Consider the following 23,810-nt stretch of genomic DNA (forward strand, 5'->3'; position numbering starts at 1 on the left):
TGTTTGAAGAAACGATCTCCTAAACCCTGAAATCAATTAAAATCATGATCTATTTAGGGCCTGAAATGTTTATTGGCCAATTCTTTTCTTACGCGACTTAAAGATTCAGGTGTGATCCCTAAGTAAGATGCAATCATCCACTGTGGAACGCGTAAAGTGAGGTTTGGATAAAGTTTAATGAAATCCAGATAACGTTCTTCGGCAGTTGCACTTAAAAGCATATTAATTCTTCGCTGCATAAAACGAATGGAATTATTGAGCAATCTGATGTGCATGGGTTGTAAACAAGGTACTTTTATTGCTGCCTGTTCTATAAAATCATTAGGCATTAATACCGTTTCGGTTGCCTCAATCGCATCAATAAAAAATATCGATGCTTCATTATTCATGTTATTCCGATCAGAAATTAACCAGTTTTCGGGTGCAAACTGGAGAATATGTTCTTTGCCTTTAGTATCAATAGAGTATGCTCTCAGCAAACCTTTACAAACAAAAAAGCCATGTTTGCTAATGTCGCCGGTATATTGAATGATTTCATTTTTTTCGAATTTCTTTACTTTCAAATCAGCAGAAATGCTGTCGAATTGTTCATCAGTTATCTGTATTTTTTCCTTGAGATAATTTTTGAACTGATCAATCATAAAGAAATTACTTTTTAGCAGGCTTAATATCAGAAAAATCTACGCCACACTTGCAATTGCCACCACAGCCATCTTTCTTAACCTTTAAAGATTTATAAACCATACGGCCAACATATATCAATGCAACCGCAAAAAGTAAAAAGACTAAAATGGTTTGAATATTCATAATACAAATATAAGCTGCTTTTGGATTTTTGATTTCAGTTGAATGTAAAAAGGCAGATTGTCTGCAGATTAAATGATTGCTAAAATAATCAGCGAATCTGAGGCTAAAAACTATTCTTCCATAAAACCAACAGTTCCACCAACCCAATCAAAATTTGCATTATAGCGAACGCCGATCATTTTACCCCTGCTTAATCTTGCAAGGTTAATGCAAAGCTGCGGTTCTCCGCCATCGGGCCATAAATACATGATTCTGATTTCTGCTTTTACACCACCATCAGGAGATTGAACAGCTGGCTCGTAAGTTACTTTTCGTTGTAAAATCCAGTTTTCAGGGTCAGGAATGTTTTTGATATCTGTTTCCGTAACATCAATAATCACACCCATTCCTGCAAAAGAGAAAAGCGGTTTTAAAACGTAATTTTCCAAATCGGCAGGAATGGTTTTTACCTCATTTAGGAAACGGGTTTCAGGAACAAATTCACTTTTTAGAAATGGCATCGTGTATTTACTGATCCGATAGAACCAGTTTGGATGAGTTACCCATTCTATTTCCAGTTCTTCTCTGGGATCGAAACTGTTTTTGAATATTTCCGTGTTGTCTGCAATTTCATCAAATATTAAACGGTTGTAAATTCTTTTTAACTGAATTTGCCGGCCATTTTCTTCATAAAATAATTGCTTTCCAACTTTCTTAATATCTTCCAAAGCGAGAATTTTGATACCTAGCATTTTCTGGGTAACAAAGAAATCGATGGCAGTTTTTTGGCTTGGTGCGTCAACGTCCATTAAAGCCACTTCATGCGGCTGGTGGTTTCCAATGATGACCTCTTTAAAAAGCTTAATATATTTTTCTTCATCAAAACCATTTAAGAAATGATTGGTTGAATTATCGATTTCAAAACATTCACGATAGGTGTTTGCTAAATGAATCTGAAAGCCATAAAGCGATGGAAAGCCTTGCATTTCAATTAACATTGGCGTTAACTCGCCTGCTTCATTTTTACAAATACCGAAATCGAAAGTTAAAAAATGGGGTTGTTCATTCTCGTCAGGTACATTCCAATCTGAAGGGATTGATTTTTGTGTGAGTTCCTTAAAATTCGGTTGTTTAATCAGACTAATGATTTCTTCTCCTGCTGCAATTAATTTTTCTTTCAGCTCTTTAGGAACAAAGATAGGTGTTTCTGCAACCCTGAAAGGTATTTCTGGATAACCAGCCTCCAGCTTCTGCATAAAGTTCTGGTATTTCTCTGCAGTGAATTGCTGATTATATTTTTGACGTTGAGCAGATATCATTTGATTATTATTTTATTTCATAAATACCAATAAGTAACCTTGAAATAGTTTTGTCATTCTGAGCGCAGCGAAGAATCCGCAGCATAGTAGCAGAAAGTAAATCTACCGCAACCGTTAATCCTGTGGTTCTTAGGTTAGGGATTCTTCGCTGCGCTCAGAATGACAATAACACAAACCTTTCTTTAATTATTGGCTTTAGGCCTCTTGCAAATTCCCTATTGCCTTACGCAGGAAATTTGGTAAAATAACACTTTGAGTTAATACAATTCTTGCAGGATCATCCAAACTGTTCAGCATATCCAAATACTTTTGTTCTCCATGCAAATCAATAATAGCCTTTTTCTTTTCTTCTAGTAGGAGATACATTTTCATGCCCACAGGATCTGCCTCCGGGTGGAATTGCGTGCCAATGATTTCATCAGAAAAACGGATGGACATCATGCACCTTTCCAAATTAACATGTTTGCGTTCTTTTTCTATTGCTAAAAGTTTAGCCCCTTTCGCTTCGAAAGCTGCAAAATCTGGTTCAATTACCTGCCAGTCTCTACTATCAACCGAGAAAAAAGGATTGGTAATGCCATCGAAAATTTCATCACTTTCTCCATCTTCTGTTAAGGTAATGGGGAAAATTCCAAAAGCATTTGAACGTCTTTCGGTAACATTTCCCAATGCATATTTTCTACAAGCCAATTGAAAAGAATGGCAAATTAAAAACGCATATTTCTTTTGATCATCATTTGCTGCATTAAAAGCTTCAATTTGATCTAAAAGATTAAAGAAATCATTCTCCCATTTCTCTCCCTTACTTTCAACCGGGCTGCCTGGGCCGCCACTTGAAATGTAAGCATCATATTCAATACCTGGTATTTCGTCTTTCTGCCTTAAATCAAAAATATCAAAAGATAGATCGACATTGTTTTCGTTTCCAAAACGGGATAAAATTTCCTGAATTCCCCGCATACCCTGATTAGGTGCACCGTTATTCATGTCAATAACGGCGACCTTTAAGCTACTTTTATCCATTATAAAATTACTTTGCGCCTATAAGTGTTTGAGTAGTAATGTAATCTACCACCGATTCAAAGTTACCAGTTTGTTGGTAAACTGCCAACTGCCTATCTGCGCCAGTACCATGTTCCAATATTTTATGGACGTAATTGATATCATTTCTACAGCCTAATTCATCAACCACATCATCAACAAAATCCAATAACTCCAAAATAAGGTTACGGCAATTCACTTCCATTTCTTTACCAAAATCAATTAAGTTTCCGTCTATTCCATAACGTGCCGCACGCCATTTGTTTTCGTTAATCAGTGCTCTTGAATAGCTGATAAATTCCATGTTTTGCAAGCGGAGTTTGTAAAGTTTGGCGCATAAAGCCTGGAATAAAGCCGTAAATGCCATGGTTTCATCAATCAACATCGGGCAATCGCAAATGCGAAATTCAACGGTGTCGAAGAATGGATGCACGCGAATATCCCACCAGATCTTTTTCGCATTATCCATGCAATTGGTTTTGATCAGCAACTTTACATAGTTGTCATAATCTTCAATGCTGTTGAAAATATCAGGAATGCCAGTGCGTGGAAACTTATCAAAAATCTTGGTCCTAAAAGATTTATAACCCGTATTTCTCGATTCCCAAAAAGGAGAATTGGTTGACAAAGCAAATACATGGGGTAAGAAATACCGAACCTGATTTGCAATATGTATGGCCAATTCGCGAGATTGAAAACCTACATGTACATGTAAACCAAAAATCAGGTTAGAACGGGCTGCTTCCTGTAGCTCGTTTACAATTTCATTATAACGTGGGTGTTCTGTGATCAGTTGTTTTTCCCAATGTGAAAATGGGTGAGTGCCAGCTGCACCTATTCTTAATCCTTGTTCGCCCGCAAGTTGTGAAACGGTATATCTCAATTGAGAAATTTCTTTACGGGCCTCTTCTGTTGTTCTGCAAATGCCTGTGCCAACCTCCACCACTGCCTGGTGCATTTCTGCTTTAACCTGATCTTTGTGTATTTTCTGTGCAGCTTCAACAATTTTTTGGTCATGCGAGGTAAGCTCCCTGGTAACGGGATCAATTACCATGTATTCTTCCTCTATGCCCAGTGTAAATTCATTCATTTTAGTAATATTTGGTTAAAATCCCTTTTATTTTATTGGCGCTTTTTTAGCAACTGGTTTTGTTTCAGCTTTAGGTTTTGAAGGTGCTTTTGCTGCTTTGGCTTTTGGTGCGGCCGATTTAGTGGCAGCTTTTGCAATAAGTGGCTTACCAGCAACTGATGCTTTAATGTATTCGCCCCAGGTTAAATTATCCTGACCGGGTTTTTGTGCCTTTGCTCTTTCAATGGCATAGTTTGCGGTTGTTTCCACCACCCAATCAAAATTTTCCTGTCCAACACTTTTAATATCGGCATCGGGTGCAGGGTTACAGAAATCGATAGCAATAGGCACGCCATCTCTTACCGCAAATTCAACGGTATTAAAGTCGTAACCTAAATAAGTACACAATTTAATGGTATATTCTTCAATCGTTTTTAACAATTTTTCGCTTGATGGCGCTTGATCAACCGCATACCGTAAATGATGAGGGTTGCGTGGCTCATATTGCATAATACGAACGTGTTTCCCACCGATGCAATAACATCTGAAATATTCATCAAAAATGATTTCTTCCTGCAATAACATAACCAGCTGCTCCGTTCCGCTGTGTTTGTCAAAAAAGTCTTCCTTGTCATGGAGTTTATAAACATCTCTCCATCCTCCGCCATCAAAGGGTTTCATATAAGCAGGAAACCCAACATAATCAAAAATAGCATCCCAGTTTAACGGCATGGTTAAATTTGAAAATGATTCGCCTGTTGTGCCTGTTGGATGTTGTCTGGATGGAATCAATGCGGTTTTCGGAACGGGAACACCGATTTGTTCTGCCAGTGCATTATTAAAGAATTTCTCATCGGCACTCCACCAAAAAGGATTATTGATTACAGCGGTTCCGGTAATGGCTGCATTTTTTAAAGATGCCCGGTAAAATGGTACATCCTGAGAGATACGATCGATAATCACGGCATAATCCAAAGGCGAGTTCTGAAGTATTTTTTCTATTTTAACAGGCTCGGCCGTAATGTCTTTTTCTGCTTTTTGATTAATTCTCTCTACAACGGCTTCAGGAAAAGAACGTTCCTGGCCAAATAAAATCCCTATTTTTTTCATTGGTACTATTGATTTAATTGTTGTAACTGGTTAATCGTTTAATGATTAACTGTTAATTGTGTAAATTGATTATTTGGCAAGTGTTAGCTGGCAACTGCCAATTGTTAACTTTTAATGGTGTAACTGGTTAATCGTTCAATTGTTTTAATGATTACTATATAAATTGATTATTGGGTAATGGTAAGCTGGCAATTGCCAACTTATAATTGTGCTATGTAATTAGGAAACATCTCTCTCCAGATTGGCCAATCATGATCTGCATTTTGACGAATATCCAGCCAGTGATCAATTCCTTTTTGATTTAAAATATGTGACAATCGTTCATTATCCGGCTTACACATATCCCTGTCCGTTGTGCCCAAAACAATTTTCATGTAATGTAACTCGGGATTGCTGTTGTTTAATAAGTAATCTACGGGGTTGTTGAAATAAACATCATCATTATAAAAACCATCCAACTGTCCACTGATATCAAATGCACCACTCATGCTAAACATATGGCTTACCAGCCAGGGATGCCTGAAGGCAAAATTGGCCGCATGATAACCTCCGAAGCTACAGCCGGCGGTAATGATTTTACTATGCCCGGTTTCATTCCTGGCTAAAGGTGCTACTTCCTCCAGAAGATATTTATCGTACCAGATATGATTTTTAACTCTGTCTGCAGGATGTATGCTCTTGTTGTACCAGCTTAATTTATCAATACCATCCGGGCAATAAATCTTAATCTTTCCCTCATTAATAAAACCCTCTACGGAGTCGATCAATTTGAAATCTTTATTTTCGAAATATCGTCCCATGCTTGTTGGGAACAGCAGAATAGGGATACCGCCGTGACCAAAGATGAGCATGTCGATTTCAGCACTTAAATTTGGGCTGTACCACTTTTTATGTTCTTCTTTAACCATATAAAAAATTGAATGTTTTAAGATAGAAATTATATTCAATAAAAAGAATGCAAATGGTTTAAAATAAAAGCATAATGTAAAAATTGATGGCTAATAATTAATAATTTATCAAGATTTGTACCTTTGCCGAAATTCTGAGGCGGTGCCGGGTGATAAGGGGATTGAATATTATGTACACAACAATATTATCAGTAAAAGTTAATACCAGTAATTTTAAGATACCTTCTGCTTTTTTAAAGCGCGAGGTTGAAATAGATATTTATGCGCCTGAAGGCATTTTAGGTAATGAAAAAATAGAACTTCTTTTGTTAAATGATGGTCAGGATGTGGCTAAAATGGATTTTAAGGCCATTCTGGAAAACGCACATCATAATAAAAGAAACCATCGGTTAATTGTTGTTGCCATAAAAGCATCGGCAGATCGTTTAATGGAATATGGCGTTGCAGGCATTCCTGATTTTAAAGGTCGCGGAGCCAAAGCCAACTTGTATTCTGATTTCATCATTAAAGAACTTTTACCTTTTGTGAAAAAGAAAATCGCCATGCCCATTACAGGTAAGGTGGGTTTTGCAGGATTTTCATTAGGGGGATTATCGGCCTTTGATATTGCCTGGAAAAACCCAACGGTTTTTGATGTAATTGGTGTTTTCTCGGGCGCTTTCTGGTGGCGTACAAAAGATTTGACTGATGGTTATACTGATGCAGATCGCATTTTGCATTCATTGATTGATACTACTTCTACCAAATCAGACATGAAATTCTGGTTGATGACCGGGACTGAGGATGAAAAGGCAGATCGTAATCAAAATCTGATCATCGATTCGATTGATGACACGATCGACGTGGTTAAAGCGCTTTTAAACAAAGGTTATAAACGACCAGAACATGTTTTTTACTACGAAAAAGTTGGTGGTAAACATGATGTAGCTACTTGGGAAAGTGTAATTCCATCTTTCTTAAACTGGGCATTCGAAGTTTAGGGGAACTTAAAGTCCGTTTCTACAATTCAATGATCATTTAACAACTTGATTGCTGTCTGGTGTTTTCTAATTAAAAATGAGCTCATTACAGTATCATTATCGCATTAAATAGTGGAGCATATAGTATAAAATCCATTTCAAAACACTATCTTTGCGCCAAATTTGAGGCGCATTTTATGCAAAAGATTAGAAATATAGCTATTATAGCACACGTTGACCACGGTAAAACCACGTTGGTTGATAAGATTTTACACTCTTGTTCTATTTTTCGTGACAACGAAAATACAGGAGATTTAATATTGGACAATAACGATTTAGAGCGTGAGCGTGGCATTACCATTGTATCTAAAAACGTATCTGTTCAATACAAAGATGTAAAAATTAACATTATTGACACTCCTGGTCACGCGGATTTTGGCGGTGAGGTAGAGCGTGTTTTAAAGATGGCAGATGGTGTACTTTTACTTTGCGATGCTTTTGAAGGGGCAATGCCTCAAACACGTTTCGTAACGCAAAAAGCTTTGGCACTTGGTTTAAAACCGATTGTGGTGGTAAACAAGGTAGATAAAGAAAACTGTCGTCCTGAAGAGGTTTATGAGCAAATTTTCGAATTGTTCTTTAACCTGGAAGCTACAGAAGAGCAATTGGATTTCCCGGTAATTTACGGGTCGTCTAAACAAGGATGGATGAGCACTGACTGGCAAAAACCAACTACTGATATTTTCGCTTTATTAGATGCGGTGGTAGCTAACATTCCTCCTGCACCAATTAACGAAGGTACTTTGCAAATGCAAATTACTTCATTAGATTATTCATCTTTCGTTGGTCGTATAGCAATTGGTCGTGTACACCGTGGTATAATCAGAGAAAACCAACCGGTTACTTTAATTAAACGCGATGGCAAAATCGTTAAATCAAGAGTAAAAGAACTTTATACTTTCGAAGGTTTAGGTAAAATTCGTACCACTGAAGTGGCATCGGGTGATATTTGTGCCGTTGTAGGTATTGATGGTTTCGATATTGGTGACACTATCGCTGATTTTGAGGCACCGGAGCAATTACCGGTAATCAGTATTGATGAGCCAACAATGAATATGTTGTTTACGATTAACAACTCTCCGTTTTTTGGTAAAGAAGGTAAATTAGTAACCTCTCAACGTATTAAAGAACGTTTATACAAAGAGATGGAGAAAAACTTAGCTTTGAAAGTTGTTGAAACTGCATCTCCTGATTCATGGTTGGTTTACGGTCGTGGAATTCTCCATTTATCGGTATTAATTGAAACCATGCGCCGCGAAGGTTATGAAATTCAGGTTGGTCAGCCACAGGTTATCGTTAAAGAAATCGATGGTAAAAAACATGAGCCGATTGAAACCCTAATCGTTGATGTTCCTGGCGAAGTTTCCGGTAAAGTAATTGAATTGGTAACACAACGTAAAGGCGAGTTATTGATTATGGAGCCAAAAGGTGATTTACAACACCTTGAATTCGAAATTCCATCACGTGGTATTATTGGTTTGCGTAACAATGTATTAACTGCTACAGCTGGCGAGGCGATTATGGCTCACCGTTTCAAAGCCTATGAGCCTTGGAAAGGAACAATCCCTGGTCGTTTGAATGGTGTATTGGTTTCAATGGAAAAAGGTCAGACTACTGCTTATTCAATTGATAAGTTACAGGATAGAGGTCGTTTCTTTGTTGATCCGGGAACTGATGTTTACGAAGGTCAGATTATGGGCGAACACATCCGTGATAATGATTTAGTGGTAAACGTTGTTAAAGGAAAAGCGTTAACCAACATGCGTGCATCTGGTACTGATGATAACACTCGTATTGCACCTGCAATTAAATTCTCGTTAGAAGAGGCTATGGAGTACATCCAGGCTGATGAGTATATTGAGGTTACACCTGCGAGTATGCGTTTACGTAAAATCTTCTTAACAGAGCAAGAACGTAAAGTTAAAGGAAAGCAATTCGCTTAAATCCTTTAAGTAAATAATATCAAAGCCCCGGTGTAAACCGGGGCTTTTTGCGTTGAGGGTTTTAACCCCGCCCGAGACAGTTAAGAACATCTAAGTTGGATGAATTTTGGCTTCAGTTTGAAACCACTGTTCTCTTCTTCAAGATTAGGGGGCAGTCACTAATTTACCAAAGTAAGAACTTAATAGGAAGAGGTTTTTCCAAGGGGATATCAGGTGGGGATAAAATTTGAAAAGCAGTTGTTGCGTGCTTTTTAATGTCAGTCCTTCTTTCCGCTAAATCTTTTAAAAAACTTCTGCCGTGCTGGCACGAAGTCCTTGTTTCATCGGTTGCAGATGCTTCGTGCCTCAGCATGACAGGTTATTTAAAGTCGCTGCAGTTTTAAAAGGATATCGCTTCAATAAGGTTTACAGAAATTAAGACTGTGCTTATGGGAATAATTTTCTTGCAAAACTTACCAGAAATTATTCACCCGATTAATTTTTTGTCAGCCATTTTTCATAAACCTTTTGGGAATAAAAAACTAACAATTCAATGGCAGTTGATTTTTAATTCCCTATTAGTTTTGTTTAAACAAACAATTATCCCATTTATGATTAGTAAGAGCCTATCCTATTTAGGGATATTTTTATTAAATACACTTTCTCTTTTACCACTGTTTCTACTATATAGATTAGCTGATGCTTTTTATTTATTAATTTTTTACGTTTTTGGATATCGTAGAAAAGTGGTTAAGGAGAATTTATACAATGCCTTTCCCGACAAAAGTTCGTTAGAGCTAAATGCCATAGAAAAGGAATACTACAAATTTTTGTCCTAGCTATTTGTTGAGGTAATTAAAATGAAAAGTATCTCTAAAAAAGAGCTCTCTAAACGTGTAAAATTTAAGAATGTAGATTTAGTTGAGGCTTACCTGCAAAACAACGAAAGCGTGCTTTTTTGCTCATCTCACTACGGTAATTATGAATGGGTTTGTATGGCAATCGGACTAAATTTCTCCGGGAAACATTACCCAATTTATAAACCATTAAGTAGTGAATCTTTTGATCATTGGTTTTTAACCATGAGAAGTAAATTCGGGAATAATATGGTTGCTATGCGCCAAACAATGCGAGCCATTCAAGCCAGCAAAAATACAGCCAGCATGTTTACTTTTGGTAGTGATCAAGCGCCGGCAAAAGAAGAATCTATCTACTGGACAAACTTTTTAAATCAAGAAACCTCGGTTCAACTTGGGATAGAGAAAATTGCAAGGAAAACCAATCGTCCTATTTTCTATTTAAAGATTAACTATTTAAAAAGAGGTTATTACGAAGTGGATTGTGTTCCAATTTGCTTACATCCAAATCAAACCAAGGAATTTGAGATCACAGAAGCACATACTCGTTTTCTGCAAGAAATGATTGAAGAAAAGCCAGCTTACTGGTTGTGGAGCCATCGCAGATGGAAATATAAGCCACAAAATAAATTGATTAATTTTGTAGAAAGTAAGGGAGATGTTTCAGCAAGTTTGGCTTAAGTTGATTTTTTGAAGATCTGAAATAGAACCTAAATCTTTTTAGGATGTTTTGGCGTTTTTAATTTTTTGAAATAAACTAATCTGACATGATTAAAAAGGGGATTTCCCATCTGGGAATATTTTTTTTAGGCGTATTATCTTTACTGCCGTTACCTGTTTTGTACACATTGGCTGATATTGTTTATGTGTTAATCTATCATGTTTTCGGTTACCGTAAAAAAGTAGTTCGGGAAAACCTGTTGAATGCATTGCCAGAAAAAACATTGCCGGAAATTATCGAAATCGAAAAACGCTTTTTTAAATACCTTGCCTCGTTGATTTTTGAAATCGTGAAAATGAACAATATCTCAAGAAAAGAAATTGAGAAACGCTTTGTTTTCAAAAATAAGGAACTTGCTTTAGCCTACCTTAACCGTGGTGAAAGCATTCTCATTTGTTCGGCGCACTATGGCAATTGGGAGTGGGGCACATTAGGAATTGGCTTAAATTTTCCAGGCGATCATTATCCCATTTACAAGCCTTTAAGCAATCCGATTTTTGATCACTGGTTTAAAAAAGTACGTAGCCGCTTCGGAAATAAACTCATCGCCATGCGGCAAACCATGCGGGCCTTAGCAGCAAGTAAAGGTAAGTCAAGTATGTTTAGTTTTGGAAACGATCAGGCCCCATCAAAAGACGAATCGCACTATTGGACTACCTTTTTGCGTCAACAAGCCTCTATTCAACTGGGAATTGAAAAAATCGCTAAAAAAACAAATCAACCTATATTTTATTTCGAGGTTAAAGTTCTGAAACGCGGCTATTATGAAGTGGATTGTGTGCCGCTTTGCTTAAATCCTGCTGAAACTGAAGAATTCGAAATTACAGAAATGCATACCCGTTTTTTAGAGGAAATGATTCGTAAAACACCAGAGTATTGGTTGTGGAGTCACCGAAGATGGAAGTATAAACCGAGAGCAAAATCGGTAACTTTAACGCAAATGGAACATCGTCAACAAGCCTAATCTTTTATATTTGTTGGTATAATCATGACCAATGAAAATTGTAAAAAAAGCACTCTTCTATTTTTTCCTGATCATCATTTTATTCTTCATAGGATTATTTACCTGGAATACTTATTTAGTCAGGGTTTTGTGGTATCGAACGCCCGATGCGCTGACCTACAAAGCCTTTCCACAGGCTATCGTTCATAAAAGTGATGCTGCTTTTCATTTTCATCGTGCTGATAAAATGAGAAATGATTTGGATACGCTCCATGTTTTAGATGGTAATCATCAATCCATTCCTTTTGAAGTCTATTTTAAGAACGGGAGATTAAAAGCTTTTATTGTGATTAGAAACGACAGTGTTTTATATGAGAAATATAGTGCAGGGTATAGTGATACCACTTTGACAACCGTTTTTTCTGGAGCAAAAAGTATGGTTTCCATTCTGGTCGGACAGGCGCTAAACGAGGGGAAAATTAAAAATTTATCAGATAGGGTTATAAAATATATTCCAGAATTGGCTGCGAATCCTGCATTTGCAAATCTTACATTAAAGAACCTGTTGGATATGAAATCCGGATTGGAATTTCAAGATGCATTGGGCGGAATTGTTAAGGCCTTTTTATCAGATGAAGCTAAATACTACTATACTCATGATATGAAAGCCGAGCTGATGAAAGTGAAATTGGCGAACAGACCTGGTACAGTTTGGAAATATAAAAGTATAGATCCGATATTGTTAGGATGGGTAATAGAAAGGGCCACCGGAAAGACACTGGCAAAATATTTTGAAGAACAGGTATGGAAAAAAATCGGAGCTCAATATAATTCCACATGGGGCTTAGATCATGAAGGTGGGTTGGTAAATACGGCTAGCAGGTTTCAGGTTACTGCAATAGATTGGGCTAAAGTAGGCCGTTTATTTCTCAACAATGGAAAGTATAATAATATTCAGGTTTTGCCAGAAGATTGGATAAAACAATCCATCGATATTGGAAATGAAAAACCTGCATCTGCCAAAGGCTGGCAAAAATCGGCGCATCACAATCTTTGGTGGATACCGCAAGCAGAAGAAAAAGGAGATTATGCTGCGGAAGGAATGCTTGGACAAAGGTTATACATAGATCCGAAAACAAGAACAATTATTGTTCAGTTTGCCGATCATGGCGCAGGAGATTATCCCTACCGTAAAATAAGCAGGTATTTGGCAGGTTTGCCATTTAATTATCCAAAACTTTAGTGCCTTTTATCCTAAAGTACGCAAGGCTTCTTTGCAAAGAAAGGATAAGTTTGGCTTCCAGCTTTACGTTCTTTACACCTTACTTTAAATTCTTTGCGGTTAAATTTTTAAAATAGTACATTGCTTATCAATGGAAAATAACGATGTAAAAATTTCTAAAAAGAAACCGATTTTTCCGGTAACGCCTGCATTGCAGAAGTACTTGAGAACTTATCAGCGTGAGGCGAAATTGCCTATTGGTTATCATGATCTGATGCAATTTAATGAGGCTTTTCCTTTAATGGATAAATTTGGGAAAGATTCACTTTGGGAAGGGCCGATTTATGCCCAGGATCTTATTGAACCCTTGCATAATGGCTTAAAAGAAATTTATGCGAACCTCAAAGCGTCAGGAAATCTTCGCATCGTTGAGCATAAATACATTGATAAAATTGAATACTGCACCTTTGGAAACACACATCCGTTTCGCATTAGAATTGTAAACCGTTTGAATGATGTTTATGATTATTTCTATATCAAAAAAGCCGATGCCTCCCGTATTTACGGTTTGGAAATGGAAGAGATTCTTTCTCCTAACCAGGTAAATTATTTAGTGGATGGCGATACCTTAGTGGAGGAACACATTGCAGGGATTCCGGGTGATGTTTTTACAAAAGGACAATTATATACACCAGAATTTAATCCAACACGTATTGCAAAAGAATTTGTAAAGTTTAATGAGCGTTGTTTGATTATGCTTCTGGGCGATATGAGAGCCTATAATTTCGTTGTGCAAATTACTCCGGATTTTGATGATATCCAATTTCGTATCAGGGCTATTGATTTCGACCAACAGTTTTATGAAGGAAATTTAAAGGTTTACTTGCCTCAGTTTTTCAAAGAAAACCTGCCTTATGTAAAAATGAGCATGGAACAGTTAACCGAAAAAACAGTTTTACAATACCAGCAAGAAGAACGTTCATCAATTGTCCATCGGGTTAGAAGTGAACGCCACCGTTTAACAGATCTTCGTGATGTTTCCAGTAAGGAAGAGTTAACCACGCCTGAAAACATTGAGCTGCTCAAACGAAGCATGAGCGATTACTTTAAAGACTCAAACTACCTGAAATGCCAAAACATGACTGATATTATTGAATTGAACATCAAAAATATCATCAGGCAGGTTAAGCTATAAAAAACGAAAACGGCTGGTAAATTACCAACCGCTTTCTGAGTGAATTTAGAAGAGCGTCCAAAACGTTTAGGCGTGCTGCCCCTCGTGTACTCCCTCTGCAAATTCCTCTACAATTTTATCATTAAAAGCAGGCAAATCTTCGGGTGTACGACTTGTTACCAAACCCTGATCTACCACCACTTCTTCGTCAGACCAGATTGCTCCGGCATTAATCAAATCCTGTGAAATGTTTTTGACAGACGTAAGCTTTCTTCCCTGAACCACATCTGCGTTAATTAAAGTTTGAGGCCCGTGGCAGATAGCAGCAACAGGCTTTCCATCTTCAAAGAATGCTTTTACAAAAGCAATCGCCTCTTCATTAACCCGTAACTGATCCGGATTAATCACACCTCCTGGTAATACTAATCCATTATAATCTTCAGCTTTTACTTCACTGATTGTTTTATCAACATCTACTTCTATTGACCAATGGTCGTGATTCCAGGCTTTAATTTTTCCACTTTTCGAAGAGATAATGTGAACGGTGGCACCCTCTTCTTTTAACCTTTTTACTGGCTCGGTTAATTCAACTTCTTCAAATCCGCTTTCTGAAAGAACAGCAATAGTGCGGTTACTTAATTGTCCCATAATCTTTTAGTTTTTAATAAGTAATATATTTAAAGACAGTATTAAAGGAAATTTTGTTTTTAGAAATTTGAGATTGGGATGTTTTGAGTATTGTAAATAAGTAGTAAGACGAAAAAGGAAGCGTCATTGCGAACCAAAGGGTAGGGTTGTGTATTGGGGTGAAGCAATCTAAAAATAAATTAATAATAAACCCGGGTTAATATTAATTAGAGCACGAGAAATTTATTTAATCATTCGTTCTGCGGTGTTTTATAAAGTACCACACCAGGTTACAAGCAATAATGAGATGATTAAAAATATTTGGGATTAATCCGTAGTATTTTGTGAATATTTTAAACCGCTCTTTTAAGCTTTCACGATGTTTCTTTTTGCTCATTCCACCAACCAGATATTTGGCAACATAACGATGAACATTTACAATATTCGATGCTTTTTTGGCTGCTTTGATTATCCAATCAATATCAGCGCTGTATTTGTAAGTTAAATCGTAAGGTGTAGTAATGCTTTTTCGAATGTAAATAGCCTGATGGCTGATGCTCATGCCATATTTAAAGCTTTTCCAATCAAACTCTTCAGGAGCCTCGTGTCTTCTTCTGCCTAAACTTTCCCAATTATCATTATACATTTCCGTTTCGCCATAATAAATATCGGCACCAGGGGCAGAATCAAAAACATTCTGAACAGTTTGTTCATCGTAAATTTCATCTCCTGAATTCATGAATAAAACATAATCTCCCGTGGCCAATGCCAATCCTTTATTCATCGCATCATAAATTCCCTGATCAGGTTCTGATACAATTTTAGAAATGCTGCTTTTATATTTTTCAATAATGTTTAAAGTGCCATCGGTAGATTTTCCATCAATAATGATGTACTCGATTTTTTTATACGTTTGATTCAATACAGAGTTAATCGTTCGCTCAATATCCCGAACGTTATTGTACACAATGGTGATGATCGTTAGTTTAGGCATACTAATCCATATTTTGTGCTTTGTAGAATTTTTATGTGATGTGTGAAACTTACATTTGAAAAACTTTTTTTCAATTGGGCCGACAGTGTCGGACTAATTAGTGAATGCTCGTTCCAAGACTCAAAAAAGAGCCTCATCCTTTTCATGTTAGTTGCTGAAAAACCTCTTAAACCAGGTAGTTCAGGTTGTAAATCAGCAGAAAGATTTTCTATAACTTTCGCGCCCCATTTTTCCTCTTTAATTTGGTTTGAAATAAATTTACCAACAGCAAAATACAGCGTTAAAAGCGCTTTGTTAACTAATGAGGCTGCCCGATAAGGACTTTGTAAAATTGCTGATTTCAGCGCCTTAATGTTATCAAGATGGTTTTTAGATAATTTCATAGTTATAATTATTTAGGCTGTAAATCAATCAGGGTTTCATACAAATGAATGTGCTCAGCGGCAATTACTTCTTCCGAGAAATCAGTTAAAATGCTTAATCTGGCTGCTTTCTGTACTTCTTCTTTATTCGGGCGATGATATAACCACTCAATGCCATTGGCCAAATCATCAGCATTTTGATATTCGGCCAAATATCCATTTTGCATGTGCTTAACCATGTCCGGAATCCCTCCGGTGGTAAAAGCAATAACGGGAGTAGCACAAGCCAGACTTTCCATTACAGTGTTGGGTAAATTATCTTCCAGTGATGGTGTGATAAAAGCATCAGCTGCTGAATAACATTTAGCCAAATGATCATCTTTGTTTATTGTGCCCAGAAAGGTAGTTTTAAATGGAAACTCAGGCATTTCAGTATTTGCCTTATTGCCGAAAATAACCAATTCAATATTTTCTTTTTTTATGCCAGCTCGGCGGGAAAGAATTTCCAAAGCTTCAATTAAATAGGGCGTTCCTTTATGCTTATCATTTTTTGAAGGCATAAAACCGCTCATTAAAACAAACCGATCAGGATTGATTTTCAAAATCTTCTTTGCCTCGGCTTTAACATAAGGTTTGAAAATTTTTGTTTCTATGGTGTTGGGGATTACTGATGTTTTCCTTGTGCCAAGTAAACTGCTAAACTTTACCGATTTAGCCATCCAGTTACTTGGAGCCACAATATGAAAGTTAAGTTCGGTATATGCTTTTTGCTTACGCAGCCATGTTTTATGTGAGAAATCGTTTTTGCCGCTAATTTTTAAAATAGGGCAATTGCCACATTGCTGATGAAAATTTTCGCAGCCATAACGAACATGGCAACCACCCGTAAAAGCATTGCTATCGTGAAAAGTCCAAACAATTGGTTTCTCCAACTCATCCAACTCTGCCAAAAATTTAGGAGTAAGAAAACCGTGATTAATCCAGTGCAAATGAATCACGTCAGCACTTTTAACTTCCGGATGGTTTTTGATTGAACGCCCAAACCATTGTAAACTGAAAGGTGTTTTAACCGATTTGCTTAACCATTTGGCATAATATCTTTCTGATAAAATATTATAAACCGCTTGAGCCTTTTGCATGGCCGATTTACTAAAAGTATCAATCTGCGGATTCTGCCCGAATTTATAATACACCAAAACCTTCGAATCAATGCCGCTTGCGCTCAACGCATCGCTCAGGCGTAAACAGGCTCGTCCTGCTCCGCCATTTCCATCATAGGTATTTAAGTGAACTACTTTCAAATCAATCAAAAATACATTTTATTGTTTACGAATATAAAATCTGTTGTGTAATTTCAACCATCCGAACCCAAACAAATAAAAATCATGATCAAAACCCTACTAAACTCGCTTACAGCAATAGCGTTTTTGTTGCCATTTCATTCATTTGCACAAAACCAGACTTATTTTGCATCGTACCCAGCTTTAACGCCTGATGCGCAAACCATAGTATTTAGCTATGATGGCGATATCTGGAAAGTTCCGGTAAAAGGTGGCGTTGCATCGCGAATTACAGCTATGCAGGGAGAAGAGATCAATCCAAAAGTTTCTCCGGATGGTAAATGGCTGGCTTTTTCATCTAACCAGTTTGGTAATCATGATGTTTATGTAATGCCAATAAACGGTGGCGACATTAAGCAATTAACTTTTAACGATGCATCGGATGAAGTGGATAACTGGAGTTGGGACTCAAAAACAATTTATTTCACTTCCGGGCGATATAATTCTTTTTCCAGTTACAAAGTAAGTATTGATGGAGGAACAGCTGTTCGTTTGTTCGATAACTATTTTAACACCACGCACCACATCGCTGAATCTCCAAATGGAGAATTGTTCTTTAACGACACCTGGGAAAGTTATCGTTTTACCAACCGTAAACATTATAAAGGTGCTTATAATCCCGATATTCAATCTTACAACCCTAAAACTAAAACTTATAAGCGCTATACAGATTACATTGGAAAAGATTTCTGGACAAGCGTTGATCAAAAAGGAAATGTGTTTTTCGTTTCAGATGAGGGAAATGACGAATACAATCTCTACACTTTCATCGATGGAAAGAAAACCGGTTTAACCAATTTCGAAACGTCTATTAAACGTCCGTTTGTTGCTGCAAATGGAGCCACTGTGGTTTTTGAAAAAGATTACCAGTTGTATACTTACGATGTAGCTTCAAAGAAAACCGAAAAAGTAAATATCAGCACTTCAAGAAATCAGGTTTTGAGTAAAGAGCAGGAATATGATGTTCGTGCTAATATTTCTGCCTTTGATGCTTCAACTGATGGAAAGAAAATTGCTTTTATATCAAGAGGAGAGGTGTTTGTTAGTGATGCCGATGGGAAATTCATCCGTAAAATTACCAATAGCGGCGAACGTGCAATGGAATGCAAATGGCTTGCTGATAATAAAACAATACTATTTAGTCAAACTGCAAATGGCTACCAAAATTGGTTTACCATTACGGGCGATGGAAAAGGAACTGTTAAGCAGCTTACAAAAGATAAAGCAAACAATCGTGATATTACACTGAATAAAAGCAAAACCATGGCCGTTTATTTAAGTGGCAGAAATGAATTGAAGTTGATGGATCTGAAAACTTTCGAGAGTAAAACTTTGATAACTGATGAGTTCTGGGCATTTCAAAATTCAGCCCCAAGCTTTTCTCCTAATGATGAGTACGTTCTGTTTACTGTTTACAGAAACTTTGAACAGGATCTTGTAGTGCACAACATCAAGGGGAATAAAACCATCAATTTAACCAATACAGGCGTAACTGAAACCGGACCGGCATGGTCGCCAGATGGTAAATACATTTTCTTTACGAGCGCACGTACCAAACCATCTTATCCAACCGGAATGGCTAACGCACACATTTACCGCATGGCTTTAAATAATTATGATGAGCCTTATCGTTCTGATAAATTCGATGATTTGTTTAAGGAAACCAAACCTGCAGAAGTAAAACCAGTTGTTGCCAATACTAAAAAAGTTAAAGCCGATACTGCTAAAAAGAAAGCAGAGGTTAAACCCACTCCGAAACCAGCAAATGTGATCAACATTAATACACAAGATATTTTAGATAGGATAGAATTGGTTGGTCCTGCTTTTGGGGGGCAATATGGAACAGATGTTTTTGCCAAAGGCGATAAAACTTATGTTTTTTATTCTTCTAATCATGAGGGCGGTGCACCCGGACTTTACCGCACTACGCTAGAGCCTTTCGAAGCAAATAAAACTGAAAAAGTTGCAGATGGCGGCGATTATTCCATTATTCAGGCCGGAGATAAATTCTTTATATTATCAAGAGGTGTGATTAACAAATATACTTTGGAGGGAAATAAATTAGATAAAATAGACCACGGATATAAATTCACAAGAAACCTTAATGCTGAATTTAATCAAATGTTTTACGAAACCTGGGTGGGTTTGGATGAGAATTTTTACGATGAAAAGTTCCATGGGGTAGATTGGGATAAAATGAGAATCCGTTATGCTGCTTATCTGCCTTACGTAAATAACCGCAGCGATTTGAGAATTCTGTTAAACGATATGCTGGGCGAGCTCAATTCATCACACATGGGCTTTAACAGTTTGGGAGCAGAAGAAAAGAAAAATTTAACCTACATCACTAATGAAACCGGAATTATCTTCGATAATGAAAATCCGCTGAAAGTAGCCCGTATTGCAGCGAAAAGTAATGCAGCCCGTACCGGAACAAATATCTTAACCGGAGATATTTTAACTGAAGTAAATGGCGTTAAGGTGGATGAAAAAATTGACCGTGATTATTATTTCAGTAAACCATCATTGGATAAAGAAATGACTTTAGCCTTTAACAGAAATGGTAAACAGATTTTTGTTAATATTCATCCGGAAAGTGCTGGCGCATTAAGGGGAAATCTGTATGATGAGTGGATTGCCAATAACCGTAAAAATGTGGATAAATGGGGGAATAACCGGATTGCTTATTCTTATATGAAAAATATGGGTTCAGGTGAACTCGAAACCTTTTTACTGGATATGGTAGCGCAGGAAGAAAATAAAGATGCCATCATTCTTGATCTCCGCTATAATACAGGTGGAAATGTTCATGATGAGGTATTGAAATTTCTCTCTCAACGTCCGTATTTGCAATGGAAATATCGTGGTGGAAAATTGGCGCCGCAAAGTAATTTTGGTCCTGCAGTAAAACCAATAGTACTGTTAATTAACGAACAATCTTTAAGTGATGCCGAAATGACTGCCGCTGGTTTCAAACAGTTAAAATTGGGTAAAATCATCGGAACTGAAACTTACCGTTGGATTATTTTCACTTCTGCAAAAGGCTTGGTTGATGGTTCTTCTTATCGCTTACCATCGTGGGGCTGTTATACCATGGATGGCAAGAACCTGGAAAGTGAAGGTGTTAAACCAGATATTTTTGTGAAGAATACTTTTGAAGATCGTTTAAATGATAAAGACCCGCAGTTGGAAAAAGCTGTTGCAGAAATTTTGAAAGATTTGAAGTAAGGTTAATTGGTTAACTGTTTGAATGTAATCCCATTCTGAAGTTTCAATTATGGTTTGATTTTTCTATTATATGAAAACTCGGGTGAATCACTTTTATGAAAGTAATTTAATATAATTGTACCGTAATGGTACACAAGTATTAAATTATGTTAGTTGTAAGTAGTAGAGAGTTTAGGGAAAAACAAGCTGAATATATGGATAGACTTGATAATGGAGAGCAAATTATCATCCAAAGGGGAAAGAATAAAGCTATGCCATTACTCCTGTAAAAGATGAGGATGTTTATTTTTCGCCTCAAATGATACAAAAAATTAAAGACTCAATTCTTCAGGCAAAAGAAGGTAAAACAATTAAAGTTGGCAAAGAATTAGAAGATTTCTTTAAAAGTTTGTAATGTATTACGCTGGAGTTTACTTTACAAGCAATAGAAGATTTGAAATCACTAAAAAAATCGGAGCCTGTTGCATTCAAAAAAGCTCAAAAGCTCATTATTGAATTACAACAGCATCCAAACTACGTGTACAATTGATCATTTTTCTAATCTGACCTTTTTCCGTTTCTTTGAGATTGGAATTAATTTAAAACATGGCAAATTTATTAACCGACAGGGCTTTTTGGGTAAATTATTGGGAGCGTAAAAAAGGACTTGCAGTTCAGTTACCTTCAAACTATTTATTTCATAGCCAATTGGCCGAAATTGTAGAGAAAAATAAGGTTAAAACAGCTATAGAGTTAGGCGGTTTCCCAGGTTATTATGCGGTGTTTTTAAAAAAATATTTTAAGCTCGATGTTACGCTTCTAGATTATTTCGTCCATCCGCCCGTGATAAATGAATTGTTGGAAAAGAATGGTTTAAAAGAAAAAGATATTCATGTTATCGAAACAGACCTGTTCAATTATCAGCCGGAAAGACAATACGATTTGGTTTTGAGCTGCGGGCTTATAGAACATTTTAACGATACTGCTGATATCATTAACCGACATACTGCCTTCGTGAAACCTGGCGGGACTTTATTCATTACCTTGCCAAATTTTAAAGCCGTAAATGGTTGGTTCCAAAAGAATTTCGATAAAGAAAACTATGATAAGCATAATATGGATAGCATGAATCCTGAATTATTAAAATCAATTTGCGAAAAAGCAGGTTTGAAAGAAGTGAAATCAGGTTACTTTGGGAAATTCAGTGTGTGGCTGGAAAACGAAAATCAAAAACCTGCAGCCGTTCGCCTATTTAAAAAAGCCGTTTGGTTAACAGGAAAAATTTTTACTAAAATTATTCCGTTCGAGAGTAAAAGTTTATCGCCATATATTATTTTGGAGGCTAAAAAGTGATCCATAAACTTGAATTGGTTAACTAAATCCTCGGTGTTTTAACAAGGGTTTACGTGAAACTTGCGAAGTCCTTCTGCGCACAACCATTTGAGACTTCGCAAGTTAATAAATCGACTTGCGAAGTTTAGTTGGAAATGAGGTTTGGGGAACTTCGTCAGTCTTTAAACTCTTCTTGCTATGCTCATGCAATTTAGATCCTAAAATAAATTTCATACCTTTCCCTTACTGTCCGCATAACGATGAGGCTATGTTAGGCGCTTATAAGAGATAATCTTTAGGAATAATTATCAGCTCAAGTTATCAACTCTTCTTATACAACCCAATTTCACTCAAAGTAATACAAACCGGAGATTGAGTTATATTCAATCTCACTTTCGAAGTAGTTACCGGCGTTTCAAGCTTAATCAACCGTTTTGCACCAATACTGGTTCCATCGTAAACTTTTTTCCAGCTGTTGTTTTCAAAAATCTCAATATTATACGCTTCAATTCTTTGTCCTAATGGGATGTATTCCTGTAAGCTTACAATATCAAAAGTTTTTGCTGTTTTCAAATTAATTTCCAAACTGGCCTGATGCACTTGATCCGTTGTTGCCCAATAACTTTTCTTATTATTATCTAACAATGCAGTAACATTGTATTTTTTGCCTCGAATATTGGTTGGTATAATCTGAGCATCTTTGGCTAAGTTATTGGCGAAGGTATTTCTAACCAGATCTCCAAAGGCTTTTAGCGCCTCAACATCATCTTCATGTAATTGACCACGGGTATCTGGTGCCAAGCCTAAATCAAGGCCTGCACCACGACCAACGCTTTTCAGATATAAATCAAAAAGCTTTTCAGGTGTTTTTGGTTTCTCTGTGGTATGATAAAACCAACCTTTACGCAATGGAACATCGCATTCGGCAGGCATCCAGAATTTGCCATTTCTAATTCCGGCAGGACTTTGCGGATAGTTGGCTTGTCCTGGAACAGCAACGTTTTTCCCTTCAGGTGGCATAGGGGTGAAGGTTGCCCATGAGGTTTCAGCTGCATTTCCATTTTCATTGCCAACCCAACGGATATCCCAACCAATATCACTGAAAATATTTGCCATGGGTTGCATTTTCCGGGTGATGCCCCAGGTATTGTTCCAGTCATAATAAGTTGTGTTATCAATTGAACGTTTTTCTCTCGCACCGCCATAATAGCCATCGCCTCCGTTTGCACCATCGTGCCAACTCATAAAAAGTTCGCCGTAATTGCTGTAAAGTTCTTTAAGCTGTGCCTGATAAATGGATAAATATTCAGATGTTCCATACTTGGCGTTATTCCGATCCCATGGAGAACAGTAAACCCCGAATTTTAAACCATTATTACGTGCAGCTTGCTCTATTTCTTTTACCATATCTCCCTTTCCATTTCTGAATGGACTTTGGGTAATGTTATAATCAGTTGTTTTAGTTGGCCAGAGCGCAAAACCATCATGGTGTTTGGCTACCAAAATTATCCCTTTTAAACCACCGGCTTTTGCAGCCTTAATAATTTGTTCAGCATTAAAATCGGTAGGATTAAAAGCTTTTGGATCAGCATCACCAAAGCCCCATTCTTTGTTTTCAAAGGTTGTAGGTGTAAAGTGAATTAGTCCATAAACTTCAATATTATGCCAGGCCAGCTGTCTTTTTGAGGGTAAGGCGCCATAAGGAGCTGGTGCTTTTTGGGCATATACAAAAGCGGATAAAAATAGAAAGATTAAAGATAGCCGTATCATAGTAAAAATTGAAACTTAAAGGTAAACGTAAATCTATTAAGAAATTAAGCAATATATACTTTCTATTAAAGGATTTTGTTCCAGATA

Annotated in this window: 21 protein-coding genes; 9 read left to right on the forward strand and 12 right to left on the reverse strand. The window is 36.9% G+C overall.

Annotation, left to right across the window (positions count from 1 at the left end; translation table 11 throughout):
- Positions 1-53: 53 nt before the first annotated feature.
- The 7 genes from DU508_RS07470 to DU508_RS07500 form a co-directional block, all read right to left on the reverse strand.
- Entirely contained in the window at positions 54-641 is a 588-nt protein-coding gene (locus tag DU508_RS07470) for a Crp/Fnr family transcriptional regulator (RefSeq protein ID WP_115402209.1), read from the reverse strand.
- Positions 642-648: 7 nt separating this feature from the next.
- On the reverse strand, positions 649-807 hold the full coding sequence (locus DU508_RS07475; protein WP_115402210.1) for a FeoB-associated Cys-rich membrane protein: 159 nt from the start codon (positions 805-807) through the stop codon (positions 649-651).
- Positions 808-917: 110 nt separating this feature from the next.
- Positions 918-2,105 (reverse strand): ATP-grasp domain-containing protein, encoded by a 1,188-nt coding sequence (locus DU508_RS07480; protein ID WP_115402211.1) that lies wholly within the window; start codon positions 2,103-2,105, stop codon positions 918-920.
- 195 nt (positions 2,106-2,300) lie between these two features.
- Entirely contained in the window at positions 2,301-3,128 is an 828-nt protein-coding gene (locus tag DU508_RS07485; protein WP_115402212.1) for a type 1 glutamine amidotransferase, read from the reverse strand.
- 7 nt (positions 3,129-3,135) lie between these two features.
- A complete protein-coding gene (locus DU508_RS07490) occupies positions 3,136-4,236 on the reverse strand; it encodes a carboxylate-amine ligase (RefSeq protein ID WP_115402213.1) in 1,101 nt (366 codons plus the stop codon).
- 27 nt (positions 4,237-4,263) lie between these two features.
- Entirely contained in the window at positions 4,264-5,325 is a 1,062-nt protein-coding gene (locus DU508_RS07495; RefSeq protein WP_115402214.1) for an ATP-grasp domain-containing protein, read from the reverse strand.
- A 200-nt stretch (positions 5,326-5,525) separates the two neighbouring features.
- On the reverse strand, positions 5,526-6,233 hold the full coding sequence (locus DU508_RS07500; protein WP_115402215.1) for an esterase family protein: 708 nt from the start codon (positions 6,231-6,233) through the stop codon (positions 5,526-5,528).
- A 170-nt stretch (positions 6,234-6,403) separates the two neighbouring features.
- Here DU508_RS07500 and DU508_RS07505 point away from each other — a divergent pair, with 170 nt between their 5' ends.
- From DU508_RS07505 to DU508_RS07535, 7 genes are all read left to right on the forward strand, one after another.
- Complete coding sequence (locus tag DU508_RS07505) at positions 6,404-7,213, forward strand: alpha/beta hydrolase (RefSeq protein ID WP_233509407.1); 810 nt, start codon at positions 6,404-6,406, stop codon at positions 7,211-7,213.
- A 176-nt stretch (positions 7,214-7,389) separates the two neighbouring features.
- Positions 7,390-9,195 carry a translational GTPase TypA gene (gene typA, locus DU508_RS07510; RefSeq protein WP_115402216.1) on the forward strand — a complete coding sequence of 602 codons (1,806 nt, stop codon included), beginning with the start codon at positions 7,390-7,392 and terminating at the stop codon, positions 9,193-9,195.
- A gap of 428 nt (positions 9,196-9,623) precedes the next feature.
- Positions 9,624-10,013, forward strand: a complete 390-nt coding sequence (locus tag DU508_RS24300) for an LpxL/LpxP family acyltransferase (protein WP_394341368.1) — start codon at positions 9,624-9,626, stop codon at positions 10,011-10,013.
- Between the two features lie 15 nt (positions 10,014-10,028).
- Positions 10,029-10,712 carry a lysophospholipid acyltransferase family protein gene (locus DU508_RS07520; RefSeq protein ID WP_394341369.1) on the forward strand — a complete coding sequence of 228 codons (684 nt, stop codon included), beginning with the start codon at positions 10,029-10,031 and terminating at the stop codon, positions 10,710-10,712.
- 86 nt (positions 10,713-10,798) lie between these two features.
- Entirely contained in the window at positions 10,799-11,716 is a 918-nt protein-coding gene (locus DU508_RS07525; RefSeq protein ID WP_115402218.1) for a lysophospholipid acyltransferase family protein, read from the forward strand.
- Positions 11,717-11,747: 31 nt separating this feature from the next.
- Entirely contained in the window at positions 11,748-12,938 is a 1,191-nt protein-coding gene (locus tag DU508_RS07530) for a serine hydrolase domain-containing protein (protein ID WP_115402219.1), read from the forward strand.
- Between the two features lie 130 nt (positions 12,939-13,068).
- Positions 13,069-14,112 carry a hypothetical protein gene (locus DU508_RS07535; protein ID WP_115402220.1) on the forward strand — a complete coding sequence of 348 codons (1,044 nt, stop codon included), beginning with the start codon at positions 13,069-13,071 and terminating at the stop codon, positions 14,110-14,112.
- A 66-nt stretch (positions 14,113-14,178) separates the two neighbouring features.
- Here the strand turns inward: DU508_RS07535 and DU508_RS07540 are convergent, their stop codons facing one another.
- The 4 genes from DU508_RS07540 to DU508_RS07555 form a co-directional block, all read right to left on the reverse strand.
- Positions 14,179-14,739 carry a type 1 glutamine amidotransferase domain-containing protein gene (locus tag DU508_RS07540; protein WP_115402221.1) on the reverse strand — a complete coding sequence of 187 codons (561 nt, stop codon included), beginning with the start codon at positions 14,737-14,739 and terminating at the stop codon, positions 14,179-14,181.
- 226 nt (positions 14,740-14,965) lie between these two features.
- Entirely contained in the window at positions 14,966-15,712 is a 747-nt protein-coding gene (locus tag DU508_RS07545; protein ID WP_115402222.1) for a glycosyltransferase family 2 protein, read from the reverse strand.
- On the reverse strand, positions 15,700-16,095 hold the full coding sequence (locus tag DU508_RS07550; RefSeq protein WP_115402223.1) for a DUF1016 N-terminal domain-containing protein: 396 nt from the start codon (positions 16,093-16,095) through the stop codon (positions 15,700-15,702). Before DU508_RS07550 ends, DU508_RS07545 begins: the two co-directional genes overlap by 13 nt.
- An 8-nt stretch (positions 16,096-16,103) precedes the next feature.
- The gene (locus DU508_RS07555; RefSeq protein WP_115402224.1) at positions 16,104-17,384 is read right to left on the reverse strand and encodes a glycosyltransferase; all 1,281 of its coding nucleotides are present in this window, start codon (positions 17,382-17,384) and stop codon (positions 16,104-16,106) included.
- Positions 17,385-17,459: 75 nt separating this feature from the next.
- Here DU508_RS07555 and DU508_RS07560 point away from each other — a divergent pair, with 75 nt between their 5' ends.
- Together DU508_RS07560 and DU508_RS07570 are read left to right on the forward strand one after the other, a co-directional pair.
- A complete protein-coding gene (locus DU508_RS07560; RefSeq protein WP_115402225.1) occupies positions 17,460-20,642 on the forward strand; it encodes a S41 family peptidase in 3,183 nt (1,060 codons plus the stop codon).
- Positions 20,643-21,227: 585 nt separating this feature from the next.
- The gene (locus DU508_RS07570; RefSeq protein WP_115402226.1) at positions 21,228-21,974 is read left to right on the forward strand and encodes a class I SAM-dependent methyltransferase; all 747 of its coding nucleotides are present in this window, start codon (positions 21,228-21,230) and stop codon (positions 21,972-21,974) included.
- A gap of 300 nt (positions 21,975-22,274) precedes the next feature.
- Here the strand turns inward: DU508_RS07570 and DU508_RS07575 are convergent, their stop codons facing one another.
- A complete protein-coding gene (locus DU508_RS07575) occupies positions 22,275-23,723 on the reverse strand; it encodes an alpha-L-fucosidase (RefSeq protein WP_115402227.1) in 1,449 nt (482 codons plus the stop codon).
- Positions 23,724-23,810: the final 87 nt, after the last annotated feature.

Origin of the sequence: Pedobacter chinensis (assembly GCF_003339865.1) — a bacterium.
GTDB lineage: Bacteria > Bacteroidota > Bacteroidia > Sphingobacteriales > Sphingobacteriaceae > Pedobacter > Pedobacter chinensis.